The following is a 13,371-nucleotide window of genomic DNA, read 5'->3' as shown; positions in this document are numbered from 1 at the left end:
CCTGCTCGGCAAGCTCGACTGGAGCGCAATCCCCTTCGACCAGCCGATCATCATGGGCACAGGGGCTGTCGTTGCCCTGGCGATAGTCGCCATCCTGGCTTGGGTCACGCTGAAAGGGTATGTCCCGTATCTCTGGCGCGAATGGATCACGTCCGTCGACCATAAGCGCATCGGCGTCATGTACTTCCTGCTGGCGCTTGTCATGCTGCTGCGCGGATTCTCCGACGGGATCATGATGCGGGCGCAACAGGCGGTCGCCGCTGGCGGCGCCCAGGGGTACCTGCCTCCTGAGCATTTCGATCAGATATTCTCGGCACACGGCACGATCATGATCTTCTTCGTGGCGATGCCGTTTGTGATCGGGCTGATGAATTTCATTGTGCCGCTGCAGCTTGGTGTTCGCGATGTCGCCTTCCCGACGCTGAACTCGGTGGGCTTCTGGCTGACGGCGTCTGGCGTCCTGCTGATCAACGTCTCCCTCGTTATCGGCGAGTTCGCCAAGACGGGGTGGGTCGCTTATCCGCCGCTCAGCGAGCTGCAATTCTCGCCTGGCGTGGGCGTCGACTACTATCTTTGGTCACTGCAGATCTCCGGCGTCGGCACGCTGCTGACTGGAATCAATTTCGTCACCACGATCCTGAAATTGCGGGCACCCGGAATGGGTTACATGCGCATGCCCGTCTTCTGCTGGACCGCGCTCGCCAGCAACCTGCTGATTGTCGCGGCTTTTCCGGCGCTGACCGCGACTTTGGCGATGCTGCTGCTCGACCGCTATCTCGGCTTTCACTTCTTCACAGTCGACGCCGGCGGCAACGCGATGATGTACGTGAACCTGTTCTGGGTGTGGGGTCACCCCGAGGTCTACATCCTGATCCTGCCGGCGTTCGGCATCTTTTCGGAGGTGAGCGCGACATTCTCCGGCAAGCCGCTGTTCGGCTACCGCTCAATGGTCGCTGCGACGATGGTGATCACCATTCTGGCCTACACGGTCTGGCTGCACCACTTTTTCACCATGGGCGCCAGCGCGAACGTCAACGCCTTCTTTGGTGTCATGAGTATGATCATCGGGGTGCCGACGGGTGTGAAGATCTTCAACTGGCTGTTCACCATGTACGGCGGGCGCGTGCGATTCACGGTGCCAGTCCTATGGACCATCGGCTTCATGGTGTCGTTCGTCCTCGGCGGCTTGACCGGCGTGCTGCTTGCCGTGCCCCCGGTCGATTTCCAAATGCACAACAGCCTGTTCCTGGTCGCTCATTTCCATCACGTGATCATTCCCGGCGTCGTGTTCGGCGTGATGGCCGGCTACAACTACTGGTTCCCCAAGGCCTTCGGCTTCATGCTCGACGAACGCTGGGGCAGGCGCTCGTTCTGGTGCTGGTTCATCGGCTTTCATCTCGCCTTCATGCCGCTCTATGTGGTGGGTCTGATGGGGATGACCCGGCGCATGCAGCACTACGACAATGTGGCCTGGCAGCCATGGCTGGTCGTGGCGGCCCTCGGCGCCGTCATCATCCTGGTCGGGATTGTCTGTCAGATCGTGCAGTTGGTCGTCTCGATCCGCAATCGCGACCTGCTTCGTGTGACCGGCGATCCGTGGAACGGCCGCACCCTGGAATGGTCTACGGCGTCACCGCCGCCGGCCTGGAACTTTGCTGTCCTGCCGCATGTAGCGGAGCGCGACAGCTACTGGGCCACGAAGCAAAGCGCCAAGGCACAGCAAGCTCACTCGGAGCCAGGGCGCCAGTACGAGCCGATCGAAGTGCCGAAAAACAGTCCGGTCGGGTTCGTCAACGCGTTCTTTGCCGTCGTCATTGGCTTCGCCCTGATCTGGCACATCTGGTGGATGGCCGGGCTGGGCCTGATCGGCACGTTCCTGACAATCCTCATCTTCGCCTTTCGCGATGAGGACGAGACCGAGGTGCCGGCAGCGCAGCTTGCCCAGTTTGATCGGGTTCACCAGGCGGAGGTCGCGCTATGAATGTCACTGTTGCCGTTGACGACGTCGCTCGCGAAGCACTGTCGAGCGTGAGCGAAGCCGGTCCAGCCCCCAAGCGCGTTGTCGTTGCTTACGGCTTCTGGATCTTCCTGCTGAGCGACATCGTGATGTTCTCGGTGCTCTTTGCCGGCTACGCTGTCTTGCGGCATGCCACCGCGGGCGGACCGACCGGTGCTGAGCTGTTCAATCAGGGCAGGGTCGCCATCGAAACCGTTTGCCTTCTGGCGTCGAGCTATGCGTGCGGATTGATGGCATTGGCGGTCGGTTCGCGAAACCGCTTCGGCACGTATGTCGGTGCTTTGCTGACATTCGCGCTCGGCGCTGCGTTCCTCGCTCTCGAGTTCCGCGAATTCGCCGACATGATTGCACATGGCGCAGGCCCGCAACGCAGCGCATTTCTCTCATCGTTCTTCGCTCTCGTCGGCTGTCACGGAGTGCACGTCGCCGCCGGACTGATCTGGCTGGCGGTCATGATGACGCAGGTCGCGTTGAAGGGGTTTCGCGCCCCCGTGCTGCGTCGGCTTCAGTGCTTTTCGCTTTTCTGGCACGCGCTCGACATCGTTTGGGTCGGGCTGTTCACGGTCGTCTATCTGATGGGAGTTACCCCATGACTACAACTAGTTACCATCGCGCTCCTGGCGACCAGTCGATAGTGACGGACCAGGAAGAGCCAGTCGCCTCGGGCGTGCTCGTCTACACGATCGGGCTGCTTCTCGCGGTGATCCTGACCGCCCTGTCGTTCTGGGTGGCCAACACATCGCTGCTCTGGGCTGCCGGAATTCCCCTCGGCCTGGCCGTCCTCGCGATCGCCCAGATGGGTATCCACCTGGTGTTCTTCCTGCACATCACCACCGGCCCGGACAACACCAACAATGTGCTCGCGCTCGCGTTTGGCGTGCTCATCGTTCTGCTGGTGATGGGCGGTTCCCTAGTAATTATGACCGATCTGAACAGCAGCATGATGCCGCCCGGCGACATGATGAATATGCAAATGCAGGACTGACCCCTCTGCGCGGAACAGCCCTGGCAAGTCGCCACATATGGCGCTGGATGGCGGGTTCGCCCGCCATCACCGGACCGATCTGCAAGACCGGTTCTCAATTCAGAGAAGGACGCTCGGATATGAACGGTTGCCTCTCATACGCATCGCAGCGTGCAGACATGGACATCCGAAGCAAGCGTGTGTTGTTCCGCTGCTGGCATAGGGGAACTCAAGAGAGCGACCTCATCCTCGGTTCGTTCGCGGAACAATCCATCGGCAAATTGGGCGATGCTCAACTTGATCGGCTCGAAGCACTGCTCGATTGCACCGACGCCGATCTATTCGATTGGATCCTGGGCAACAGCCCGCCGCCGGCGGAGCATGATCATGACGTGATGCGCTTGCTGCGCGGCTTCTGCGGAGCGCACCGTCGAAGACCCCTAAACAGCAAACAGTATAAATTCTGACAATCAAGGGACACACCATGGAACGTCCGCTATCGCCTTTCATGTTTCCGATCTGGTACCGCTTCCAGATCACTTCGGCACTGTCGATCCTGCACCGGCTTACTGGAATCGCTCTGGCAGTGGGATCAATTCTACTCGCCTGGTGGCTCGTCAGCGTGGCGGCCGGGGGCGAATCCTTCGCCCGGACCCATGCCTTCATCGCTTCTCCAGTCGGATTGTTGTTGTTGTTTGGCTGGTCGCTCGCCTTCTTCTACCATTTGTGCAACGGCGTTCGTCACCTAGCCTGGGATGCCGGCTACGGCTTTGAACTCCGCAGCGCTTACCGCAGCGGCTACGGGGTCTTGGCAGCGACAGTTGTCCTGACCCTCATCACCTGGCTCTACGTGGTTCTGGCCTAGGAGGGCTCGATGACAAAGTCTTCGTCTTCAGCGGATTCAACCGCACTGCGCGATGCGACAGTGCTCCGGCGCGTGAACCAGCTTGGCAGCGCGCGTGACGGGCTGCAGGAATGGCGCTTGCAGCGTTTGACGGCGCTAGCGCTAATTCCCCTCGGTCTGTATTTCGCCGCGTCAGTTCTTTGGCTCGCGACGTCCGACCGAACGACTGCAGCCGCCTGGCTTGCGTCACCCGTGCCGGCATTGCTCGTCATCCTTTTCGTATTTGCCGCAATCACCCACGCGCTGATCGGTATCCGTTCGGTGCTTCTTGACTATGTACACACGCGGGCCCGGCGGCTTGCAGCAGAGCTGTTCATCCGGGCGGCAGCGGTAATTCTCGCAACTGCGAGTGTTCTCGCCATCCTCAAGCTCTTTCTCACCCACTAGGAGTACGGCATGCCCAATGCTTACGACATCATCGATCATTCCTTCGACGTCATCGTTCTTGGTGCCGGCGGCGCCGGATTGCGAGCAACACTCGGGATGGTCGCGGCCGGACTGAACACTGCCTGTATTACCAAGGTCTTTCCTACGCGTAGCCACACGGTCGCGGCGCAAGGCGGAATCAGCGCTGCTCTCGGCAATATCGAGAACGACGATTGGCGTTGGCATATGTTCGACACGGTGAGAGGCTCTGATTGGCTCGGTGACCAGGACGCGATCGCATATATGTGCCGAGAGGCGATCGACGCGGTTGTCGAGCTCGAGCATTTGGGCGTGCCGTTCAGCCGGACCGACGCTGGCAAGATCTACCAACGGCGGTTCGGCGGGCATACAACCGAGTACACAAAGGGCGACATGGCCTATCGGGCCTGCGCCGCAGCGGATCGCACCGGCCATGCTATCCTGCACACTCTCTACCAGCAGTGTCTGAAGCACAAAGCGCGGTTCTTCGTCGAATACTTCGCCCTCGACCTGATCATGGACGAGGACGGTGTCTGTCGTGGCCTGCTTGCCTGGTGCCTGGAGGATGGCTCGATCCACCGTTTCCGCGCCAACATGACGGTCATCGCCACGGGCGGATGTGGACGTGTGTATCAGTCCTGCACTTCGGCGCACACCTGCACGGGCGACGGCAGTGCCATGGCGCTGCGCGCCGGGCTGCCGTTGCAGGATATGGAGTTCATCCAGTTCCATCCAACCGGTGTCTATGGCGCGGGCGTTCTGATCACAGAGGGCGCGCGCGGCGAAGGCGGGTATCTGACCAATAGCGACGGCGAGCGATTTATGCCCAAATATGCGCCGCGCGAGAAGGATCTGTCTTCACGAGATGTGGTCAGCCGGGCAGAAGCCGTCGAGATCCGCGAGGGCCGCGGCGTCGGCGAGAAGAAGGATCACATCCACCTGCATCTCGAGCACCTGCCTGCGGACGTCCTCGATCAGCGGCTGCCAGGAATCGTCCAGTCGGCGCGCACCTTCGCCGGCGTCGACGCGCACAAGGAACCGATCCCGGTTATTCCGACCGTGCATTACGTCATGGGCGGCATTCCCACGAACATTAGGGCCGAGGTCGTGAGTCCGACCAAGGATAACTCCGAGGAAGTCGTCCCGGGTTTGATGGCGATTGGCGAAGCCGCTTGCGTCTCGGTACATGGCGGCAACCGCCTTGGCACCAACAGCCTGCTCGATCTGATCGTCTTTGGTCGGGCCGCAGCGCAGCGCGCTGCGGAGGTGATCAAGCCCGGATCGCGCGTGCGCGAAGCAGACGGCCCTTCGCAGGAGGCGGCATTGGCGCGCTTTGACCGAACGCGCCATAGCAAGGGCGGGAACAAGCCGGGTGAGATCCGACCGCTCATGCAGGAGGTGATGCAAACGGGCTTCGGCGTATTCAGGCGCGGCGACACTTTGAAGGAAGGGCTTACCAAGCTGATCGCCCTGCGCGATCCGCTAGACCGCGTGACCGTCGACGATCCTTCCCTGACGTGGAACGTCGGATTGGTTTCGGCACTGGAATTGGCCAACCTGGCAGATCAAGCCGTGGTGATCGCTCACTCGGCGAACGCGCGCACCGAATCTCGAGGTGCTCATGCGCGCGAGGACTATCAAAAACGAGACGACGTAAACTGGCTCAAGCATACCGTTGCCTGGAAGAATGAGGACTGGGACGTCAACTTCGCCTACCGGCCGGTGCGGCTGGATACGCTCTCCAGCGAAGTGGAAAGTTTTCCGCCGGCAGAGCGCACCCACTAGGCGTCGGTCACCAAATTTTCTCCAGGGCTGCCGGACCTCGATCGGGAGGGTGTCCCGGCCCCCGGTCCGCGTCCATCGCATCTCGCGCCCAAACAAGGAGCATTATCAAAATGTCCGAATTTACGCTTCCCGCGAATTCAAAAGTCGGCAAAGGAAAACACTGGCCGTCGCCGACAAAGAGCGCCCAGGTCAAGAGCTTTCATATCTATCGTTGGGCTCAGGAAAATAACGCCAATCCGACCACAGATACATACGACATAGACCTCGAACATTGCGGACCGATGGTTCTCGATGCGCTCTTCAAGATCAATGATCAGATCGATCCATCACTGTCCTTTCGGCGTTCTTGCCGCGAAGGCGTGTGCGGCTCCTGTGCGATGAACATCGACGGGCACAACACGCTGGCCTGTCTCACGTCGATCGATAGCCTGAAGAAGGGGGCGAGCCGTATCACGCCACTGCCGCATCTACCGGTCTTGAAGGATCTCGTTGCGGACTTGACCGGCCTCTATGCGCAGTACGAGCTGATCGAGCCGTGGCTGCAATCCGACCAGCCGGCACCGGATCGCGAACGACCGCAATCCCCGGAAGATCGTGCCAAGCTCGATGGACTGTGGGAGTGCATCCTCTGCTTCTGCTGCTCCACTTCCTGCCCGAGCTACTGGTGGAACCAGGACAAGTATCTCGGCCCCTCGATCCTGTTGCAGTCCTATCGCTGGCTTGCAGACAGTCGTGATCAGCACACCGGAGAGCGACTTGATCGACTTGAAGATCCCTTCCGCCTCTATCGCTGCCACACGATCATGAATTGCACCAGGACGTGCCCGAAGGGGCTGAACCCGGCGCGGGCGATCGGCAACACTAAGCGGATGATGAGCGAGCGCGCGTAAGCATCCTCGAACATGGCTCAGCAATAGGCGAGACCAACATGACACGAGTTCGTACGGAAGCCGACAGCTTCGGCCACATCGATGTGCCGGCTGACAAGCTCTGGGGCGCCCAGACCCAGCGCTCATTGATGCACTTCAGCATCGGGCAGGACCTGATCCCGCGAGAGATGATAGCTGCCTACGCGATCATAAAGCGGTCCGCCGCCGTTGCAAACCACGCTGGCCAGCGGTTGAATGATCAGGTTTGCGAGTTGATCATCCGCGTCTGCGACGAAATCCTTGCGGGCGAACACGACGAGATGTTTCCGCTCCATGTGTGGATGACTGGTAGCGGCACTCAGTTCAATATGAACGTCAATGAAGTCGTCTCGAACCGCTGCTGCCAGATGGCCGGCACGGAGCTCGGCAGCAAGCAACCGGTTCATCCCAACGACCACGTCAACATGTCGCAATCGTCGAACGACACGTTCCCCTCGGCGATGCACATAGCCGCGGCTGTCAATGTCAAGGAGCGGTTGGTTCCCGCCATTGCCGCGCTGCGCGACGCAATTGCCGCCAAAGCAGCTGAATGGGACGACATCGTGAAGATCGGGCGCACCCACATGCAGGATGCGACGCCGCTCACCCTGGGCCAGGAATGGTCGGGTTATGCCGCGATGCTGGCCGATGACCTGGAGCGGATCGAGGCAGCGCTACCGGGCATTTACAGGCTTGCCCTCGGCGGTACGGCGGTTGGTACCGGCATCAACGCCGCGCCCGGCTTCGCCGAAGCGGCGGCTACGGAGATAGCCAAGCTGACGAAGCTGCCCTTCGTAACCGCACCGAACAAGTTCGCGGTTCAAGGCGCACATGACGCTCTGGTCCAATTGTCGGGAACACTGAGAACCCTGGCGGTGTCGCTTTACAAGATCGGCAACGATATCCGGCTGCTCTCGTGCGGCCCACGGGCTGGCTTCGCCGAGCTGCTGATCCCGCAGAACGAACCCGGCTCGTCGATCATGCCGGGCAAGGTCAATCCGACGCAGGCCGAGGCGCTGACCATGATCGCCGTGCAGGTCATGGCTAACGACGTGGCGGTCGGTTTCGGCGGCGCCAGCGGCTATCTTGAGATGAATGTCTACAAGCCGCTGATAATAGCTGGCATCGCTCAGTCGATTACGCTGCTCAGTGACGGGTGCACGAACTTTCGAAAGTTTCTCGTCGAGGGCACACAGCCCAACCGCAAGCAGATTGCCGAATATGTACGCCGCTCGCTGATGCTGGTGACCGCGCTCGCGCCGGTGATCGGCTATGACAAGGCCTCGGCGATCGCGCACTACGCATTGGAGCACGATCTGACTCTGAAGGAGGCTGCGCTGCATCTCGGCCATGTCGACGAGGCGACGTTTGAGCGCGTGATCGATCCGGCAAAGATGGTCAGGCCCTACGTGGCCAATGAAGTCGACGGGAGCGTTTCGGCCCTCAACAGTATCTGACAACCGCAAGCAAATGGAGCAAAACGATGAATGCACCAGCGCCGGAGCGCCTCACAGGCTACGATCTGCTGCGCAATCCGCGTCTGAACAAAGGCACCTCGTTCACGGAGTCGGAGCGCCACGCCTTGGGGCTCGAAGGTCTGCTGCCGCCCGCCGTGCTATCGACCGAGCTGCAGGTGGCGCGCCGCCACGACGAGATCTCCAGCCTCAATGACGATCTGCAGAAATATCTTGTGCTCTCGGACCTGCAGGCGCGTAACGAGACGCTCTATTACGCCGTCCTGATGTCGGATCCGGCGGCCTATATGCCGATTGTGTATACTCCCACGGTAGGCGAGGCGTGCCAGAAATTCGGCCATATTTTCCGCCAGCCGCGCGGCATCTATCTGCCGATAAGCGCGCGCGGCCGCGTGAAGGAGTTGCTTTCCAACTGGCCCGACAAGGACGTGCGCTTCCTTGTCGTGACCGACGGCGAGCGCATCCTCGGGTTAGGGGATCTCGGCGCCGGCGGCATGGGCATTCCAATTGGGAAACTCTCTCTGTGCACGGCCTGCGCCGGCGTGCCGCCGCAAAGCTGCCTGCCCGTCGTCCTCGACGTCGGCACGAACAACCAGGCTCTACTCGACGACCCACTCTACCTGGGACTGCGGCAGGGCCGCGTTCGCGGTGACGAATACATGGCGTTCGTCGAGGAATTTGTCGTAGCGGTACAGCAGCTGTACCCGAAATGCTGCATTCAATGGGAAGACTTTGGGAACATCAATGCCGTCCCCATCCTCCAGCGCTACCGGAACGAGATCTGCACGTTCAATGACGACATTCAGGGCACCGCGGGGGTCGCGCTCGCTGGAATTCTGGCCTCCTTGCGCATCACAAAACAGAAGATCACCGATCAGCGGTTCCTGTTTCTCGGTGCAGGCTCTGCGGCGACCGGGATTGCGGAGCTGATCAGTCAGGCCATGGCTGGAGCCGGGATGGACATAGATGAAGCAAGGCGTCGCAACGCTCTCTTCGATCTCAATGGTCTGCTCGTCACGTCGCGCAACGATGTTGCTGACTTTCAGCGCCCATTCGTGCAGGACCGGTCGCCGATCTCGACATTCCTCGAGGCGGTCAGGACCTTGAGGCCCACCGGCATCATCGGGGTCAGCGGCGTGCCGAAGCTGTTCACCCGTGAGGTGATCGAAAGCATGGCGGAGTTCAATCCACGGCCGATCATCTTTCCCTACTCCAATCCGACCTCGCGCTCCGAAGCCACGGCGGAAGAAGTCTATCGCTGGTCGGACGGTCGCGCCATCTTTGCCAGCGGCAGCCCTTTTCCCCCGGTCGAGCTCGACGGCCGGAAACTCGTCCCGAACCAGGGCAACAACGTCTACATCTTCCCTGCGATGGCTATGGCGATCTTCGCCACCGAGGCCAAGCGCGTCACGGAGGACATGTTCCTCACCGCCGCGCAGGCCATCGCCGAGCAGGTCAGCGAGGAGAACCTCGCGGCAGGGCTGATTTACCCTCCGCGCGGGCGGATTTTCAGCGCCTCGCTGCATGTGGCCGAGCGGGTTGCGGCTCGCATCTTCGAACAGGGGCTGGCGGGGGTACCGCAGCCGGACGATGTCGGCGCGCTGATCCGCTCGAGGGTCTACCGCCCGGTCTACCCAGTGTGAGGCGAAGGTCTGTCTCTTGGCGTAGCAAGCATCGGACCGAAAGTGCGAAGAGGTTTCTCGGATGAGTCCGATGCCCAAACAAAAGATAGAGCGGCGAAGGCGATCCCGTTTGAGCGCTCGCCGCTCTAGGCTCTAGCTCTCAAGGCGGGCAATGACCTTAGCCAACCATCAGTCGGAGCGCGGTCGAACCCTGGCTTTGCTGCTGCTGAGCGCGACTGCGGGCTCGACGGATGCCATCGGCTTTCTTGGCCTCAACGGCCTGTTCACCGCGCACATCACTGGCAACATTGTCATCCTCGCCAGCCATCTGGTTGCACAGGGCAGGGCGGGAATCGCGGAGATGATCTCCGTACCCGTGTTCGTGGTGGTGCTCGGCCTGGCCCGGCTGATGGGTCTCGCGCTCGACCGATACGGACAGGGGGCGGTCGACTGTGCGCTCCTGATACTCCAGTTCGCCCTGCTGCTCGGCTTCTTCCTTCTCTGTCTCCCGCTTGGCCACAGCTTTGACACCGAAGCGCCGTGGGCTACACTTGCGGGCATGTGCGGCGTAGCGGCTATGGCGGTCCAGAACGTCCTGGTTCAGATCTCGATACCCGGTGCTCCCTCGACGGCGGTCCTGACCACCAACATCACGCGATTCACGGTAGCCGCTATTGAGAGCGTTGCAGGTCCCGCAACAAGTCGCGGGGCCGCGCACGAAAAAGTCGCAGCAACCTTCCCGCCGATCGTCGGGTTTCTCATCGGTTGCGGGGCGGGCTGTGTTCTCGAATGGCAAATCGGCCTGCCTGCCCTGCTGCTCTCGGTCTTGCTCAGCCTCGCTGCGCTACTAGTCAACGTCGCGCGGCCGACTCTTTGAGCACGATCGGCCCCGACTTAGCAGCACCGTACAAGCATATTTCCCCTCGACTATGTAACGTAGAGGAATGGACGCCGACCCTGACGACCATACTACATATTGGCCTATTCGTATGAACTCGGAGCAGCAAGATGGCCTCAGGACCATTGCTGGCCAGTTTTAGCCAAACTCAGGAAAAGGTCGGCGTATTGCACTGAATTCAACCGCAGCGACGGCTGAGAGGTCAGCCTTCGCCCCGAATTCGGAGAATCCCGATGTCCAATGAAGCTCCCTTACGGATCAAAACACGTTTTGCGTTGACGCGCATCAAAGCGATGAGCGCGGCAGTCTCGCTTATCGCCATCTCCACCATGCCCGTGGCGGCGGAATCGCCAGCAGCCCCGGCGGGCGGGTTGCCCCCGTGCGGCTCGCGACCAGAAATCCTGAAGCAACTTTCCAGCCGATTCAAGGAAGCGCCCGTTGCCCTCGGCCTGGCCAAGAACGGCTCAGTCGTCGAAGTGCTGACCAGCGACGATGGCGAGACCTGGACGATCCTGGTCAGCCAGCCTAACGGCTCAAGCTGCCTCGTCGCCATCGGCGAAGGCTGGGAAGAATTGAAGCGGGTCGGCGCCAAGGGCGAGCGCGGCGCCTGATCGCATGGATCGTGAAGGAAGGAACGGCAAGATGGTTGATATCTATTCCCGCGAAAGCGCACCGCGGCAGATGGCGTGGCCCAGTCCGATTGCCCAGAAGCTGCGGCTAGAACAGGCAGCTGACCTTGGAACACAGGCCGTTGTCCGCAGGCTGCCGGACACGCACTCCGACCACGGCGCTCCAAAGGCTTTTCTGTCGCGGTTCATCGTGCTTCAGGCGGTCGGCGCGGCTGGTATCGTGGGGCTATGGGCCGTCGGCATTGCCGGCAAACCCTTCGCCGGCAATAACGCGTTTCTCTGCTGGCTGATCGCAGCCATTGGCGCCCTGGGCATTCTGTGCGTCTTCTTTCGGCGCTGGCGCGACGTCGATTGGCTGGCCACCCATGTGGTGCGGATCGGGCTGCTCGGAACCGTGGTTGGGCTCATCGTCGCCTTCTCTGCGGCGCGCGCCGGCGGCACGGCCGACCCCAATGCGATCCGTTCGATGATCGGGTCGGTGATCGACGGCATGTATGTCGCGCTCTATGCGACACTGCTCGGTATAGCCACGAACCTGTGGCTCAAGATCAATCTTCGCCTGCTCGGTAACTTCGATGGATGAGGAAACTCTCACCGTCTGGCTCGACACCGCTCTCTTGATGCTCGGCGGCTTTGTCCTCATGACCACGCTCATGATGACGGTGATGAACCCGCCGGCCAAGGCGAGCGAGACCGATGGCGTCACGGCGCCCGGGAACGTCACCGTCGAGACGCAATGGCCGGACATGCTCGACGCCGATGTCGACCTGTGGGTCCAGGCGCCCGGCGATGTGCCGGTCGGCTACTCCAACAAGAGCGGCAAGGTGTTCGATCTGCTGCGCGATGATCTGGGGATGGCACAGGACATGACCGACTCCAACCATGAGGTCGCCTATTCGCGAGGAGCTCCCGCGGGTGAATACATCGTCAATGTTCACATGTATCGCGGCGTCAACGTTACATATCCCATCCCGGTGAAGGTCACCGTCAGCGTAAAGCCCGATTCTACCAAGTCGTCTGCGCCGCTCGCCACAACGACGATCCAATTGCGCAAGCCCAACCAGGAGCTTACCGCCTTGAGATTCCGGCTCGATTCGACTGGCCAACTGGTGCCAGGCAGCATCAACAGTCTGTTCAAACCTCTACGCGTGGCGGCCACCCAATGATGATCGCTCCTGTCATCTTCGCCCTGCTGCTGGGCGCGTTCATCTTCATCATCCTGCCGCAGGCAGGCATTGCTCGCCGCACCCTCTCGGTCGGCATCTTCCTGGCGCTGATCGCCATCGTCTATGTTGGTGCCAGCGAGCTTCTCGGCCGCCCCAAGCCGCTTACTTTCGAATGGCGGGACATGGCAAAAGCCCAGGTCGTGGGCGCCGTCCCGGTTGAGAACGAAGCCATCTACGTATGGCTCACTACGGCCGGCTCGACCGAGCCGCGCTTCTATGTGCTGCCATGGAGCCAGCAAGCCGCGCAACAACTGCAAGATGCGATGGGCAAAGCGGAAGCCGACGGTACTGGGGTAGAGATGAAGATGCAGGCCGCCGACGCCGGTCTCGATACCCGCGAGCCGATGTTCTACGCACGGCCGCAACCGGCCCTGCCGGTAAAGGACTATCAGAACGGTGAGCGCCCGCTCGCGTATACGCAGCCCGTCCCCACGGCCGATGGGACTCACTAACTGAGCATGCCGTCTCACAAAAGCTCGCCCTTCTCTCACCGTGTGAACGCCGTTGCTGCAACGTCGCGAAAGTGATGCCGAAAGGC

15 protein-coding genes are annotated in these 13,371 nt (G+C 61.1%); all 15 read left to right on the top strand.

Going from position 1 to position 13,371, the window contains the following annotated elements; translation table 11 throughout:
* Position 1 precedes the first annotated feature (1 nt).
* Positions 2-1,981, top strand: coding sequence for a cytochrome o ubiquinol oxidase subunit I (cyoB, locus tag AC0ZT5_RS20835; RefSeq protein ID WP_488497984.1), 1,980 nt, complete (start codon positions 2-4; stop codon positions 1,979-1,981).
* Positions 1,978-2,610 carry a cytochrome (ubi)quinol oxidase subunit III gene (locus AC0ZT5_RS20830; RefSeq protein ID WP_488497951.1) on the top strand — a complete coding sequence of 211 codons (633 nt, stop codon included), beginning with the start codon at positions 1,978-1,980 and terminating at the stop codon, positions 2,608-2,610. The genes cyoB and AC0ZT5_RS20830 overlap by 4 nt, the downstream gene beginning before the upstream one ends.
* A complete protein-coding gene (cyoD, locus tag AC0ZT5_RS20825) occupies positions 2,607-3,002 on the top strand; it encodes a cytochrome o ubiquinol oxidase subunit IV (protein WP_488497950.1) in 396 nt (131 codons plus the stop codon). Before AC0ZT5_RS20830 ends, cyoD begins: the two co-directional genes overlap by 4 nt.
* Before the next feature lie 119 nt (positions 3,003-3,121).
* Positions 3,122-3,448 carry a succinate dehydrogenase assembly factor 2 gene (locus tag AC0ZT5_RS20820; RefSeq protein ID WP_488497949.1) on the top strand — a complete coding sequence of 109 codons (327 nt, stop codon included), beginning with the start codon at positions 3,122-3,124 and terminating at the stop codon, positions 3,446-3,448.
* A 17-nt stretch (positions 3,449-3,465) separates the two neighbouring features.
* Positions 3,466-3,846 carry a succinate dehydrogenase, cytochrome b556 subunit gene (gene sdhC / locus AC0ZT5_RS20815; RefSeq protein WP_488497948.1) on the top strand — a complete coding sequence of 127 codons (381 nt, stop codon included), beginning with the start codon at positions 3,466-3,468 and terminating at the stop codon, positions 3,844-3,846.
* 9 nt (positions 3,847-3,855) lie between these two features.
* On the top strand, positions 3,856-4,272 hold the full coding sequence (gene sdhD / locus AC0ZT5_RS20810) for a succinate dehydrogenase, hydrophobic membrane anchor protein (protein WP_488497947.1): 417 nt from the start codon (positions 3,856-3,858) through the stop codon (positions 4,270-4,272).
* A gap of 9 nt (positions 4,273-4,281) precedes the next feature.
* Positions 4,282-6,075, top strand: coding sequence for a succinate dehydrogenase flavoprotein subunit (sdhA, locus tag AC0ZT5_RS20805; RefSeq protein WP_488497946.1), 1,794 nt, complete (start codon positions 4,282-4,284; stop codon positions 6,073-6,075).
* Positions 6,076-6,185: 110 nt separating this feature from the next.
* Complete coding sequence (locus AC0ZT5_RS20800) at positions 6,186-6,965, top strand: succinate dehydrogenase iron-sulfur subunit (RefSeq protein WP_488497945.1); 780 nt, start codon at positions 6,186-6,188, stop codon at positions 6,963-6,965.
* A 38-nt stretch (positions 6,966-7,003) separates the two neighbouring features.
* Positions 7,004-8,440: a class II fumarate hydratase gene (gene fumC, locus AC0ZT5_RS20795; protein ID WP_488497944.1), complete on the top strand. Its 1,437-nt coding sequence runs from the start codon at positions 7,004-7,006 to the stop codon at positions 8,438-8,440.
* A gap of 26 nt (positions 8,441-8,466) precedes the next feature.
* Positions 8,467-10,101: an NAD-dependent malic enzyme gene (locus AC0ZT5_RS20790; RefSeq protein WP_488497943.1), complete on the top strand. Its 1,635-nt coding sequence runs from the start codon at positions 8,467-8,469 to the stop codon at positions 10,099-10,101.
* Between the two features lie 151 nt (positions 10,102-10,252).
* Entirely contained in the window at positions 10,253-10,957 is a 705-nt protein-coding gene (locus AC0ZT5_RS20785) for a DUF1275 family protein (RefSeq protein ID WP_488497942.1), read from the top strand.
* Positions 10,958-11,211: 254 nt separating this feature from the next.
* Entirely contained in the window at positions 11,212-11,589 is a 378-nt protein-coding gene (locus tag AC0ZT5_RS20780; protein ID WP_488497941.1) for a hypothetical protein, read from the top strand.
* A 31-nt stretch (positions 11,590-11,620) separates the two neighbouring features.
* A complete protein-coding gene (locus AC0ZT5_RS20775; RefSeq protein WP_488497940.1) occupies positions 11,621-12,190 on the top strand; it encodes a MotA/TolQ/ExbB proton channel family protein in 570 nt (189 codons plus the stop codon).
* The gene (locus AC0ZT5_RS20770) at positions 12,183-12,773 is read left to right on the top strand and encodes a DUF2135 domain-containing protein (protein WP_488497939.1); all 591 of its coding nucleotides are present in this window, start codon (positions 12,183-12,185) and stop codon (positions 12,771-12,773) included. Before AC0ZT5_RS20775 ends, AC0ZT5_RS20770 begins: the two co-directional genes overlap by 8 nt.
* Complete coding sequence (locus AC0ZT5_RS20765; RefSeq protein ID WP_488497938.1) at positions 12,770-13,285, top strand: hypothetical protein; 516 nt, start codon at positions 12,770-12,772, stop codon at positions 13,283-13,285. Before AC0ZT5_RS20770 ends, AC0ZT5_RS20765 begins: the two co-directional genes overlap by 4 nt.
* The last annotated feature ends 86 nt before the right edge of the window (positions 13,286-13,371 follow it).

Source organism: Mesorhizobium sp. CNPSo 4670 (genome assembly GCF_057784235.1).
This window is presented reverse-complemented; position numbering and strand designations above follow the sequence as displayed.

Excerpts from the sequence above, each read along its gene's own strand:
- AC0ZT5_RS20830 (WP_488497951.1), top strand. The coding sequence starts at position 1,978 with ATGAATGTCACTGTTGCCGTTGACGACGTCGCTCGCGAAGCACTGTCG.
- cyoD (WP_488497950.1), top strand. The coding sequence starts at position 2,607 with ATGACTACAACTAGTTACCATCGCGCTCCTGGCGACCAGTCGATAGTG.
- AC0ZT5_RS20820 (WP_488497949.1), top strand. The coding sequence starts at position 3,122 with ATGAACGGTTGCCTCTCATACGCATCGCAGCGTGCAGACATGGACATC.
- sdhC (WP_488497948.1), top strand. The coding sequence starts at position 3,466 with ATGGAACGTCCGCTATCGCCTTTCATGTTTCCGATCTGGTACCGCTTC.
- sdhD (WP_488497947.1), top strand. The coding sequence starts at position 3,856 with ATGACAAAGTCTTCGTCTTCAGCGGATTCAACCGCACTGCGCGATGCG.
- sdhA (WP_488497946.1), top strand. The coding sequence starts at position 4,282 with ATGCCCAATGCTTACGACATCATCGATCATTCCTTCGACGTCATCGTT.
- AC0ZT5_RS20800 (WP_488497945.1), top strand. The coding sequence starts at position 6,186 with ATGTCCGAATTTACGCTTCCCGCGAATTCAAAAGTCGGCAAAGGAAAA.
- fumC (WP_488497944.1), top strand. The coding sequence starts at position 7,004 with ATGACACGAGTTCGTACGGAAGCCGACAGCTTCGGCCACATCGATGTG.
- AC0ZT5_RS20790 (WP_488497943.1), top strand. The coding sequence starts at position 8,467 with ATGAATGCACCAGCGCCGGAGCGCCTCACAGGCTACGATCTGCTGCGC.
- AC0ZT5_RS20785 (WP_488497942.1), top strand. The coding sequence starts at position 10,253 with ATGACCTTAGCCAACCATCAGTCGGAGCGCGGTCGAACCCTGGCTTTG.
- AC0ZT5_RS20780 (WP_488497941.1), top strand. The coding sequence starts at position 11,212 with ATGTCCAATGAAGCTCCCTTACGGATCAAAACACGTTTTGCGTTGACG.
- AC0ZT5_RS20775 (WP_488497940.1), top strand. The coding sequence starts at position 11,621 with ATGGTTGATATCTATTCCCGCGAAAGCGCACCGCGGCAGATGGCGTGG.
- AC0ZT5_RS20770 (WP_488497939.1), top strand. The coding sequence starts at position 12,183 with ATGGATGAGGAAACTCTCACCGTCTGGCTCGACACCGCTCTCTTGATG.
- AC0ZT5_RS20765 (WP_488497938.1), top strand. The coding sequence starts at position 12,770 with ATGATGATCGCTCCTGTCATCTTCGCCCTGCTGCTGGGCGCGTTCATC.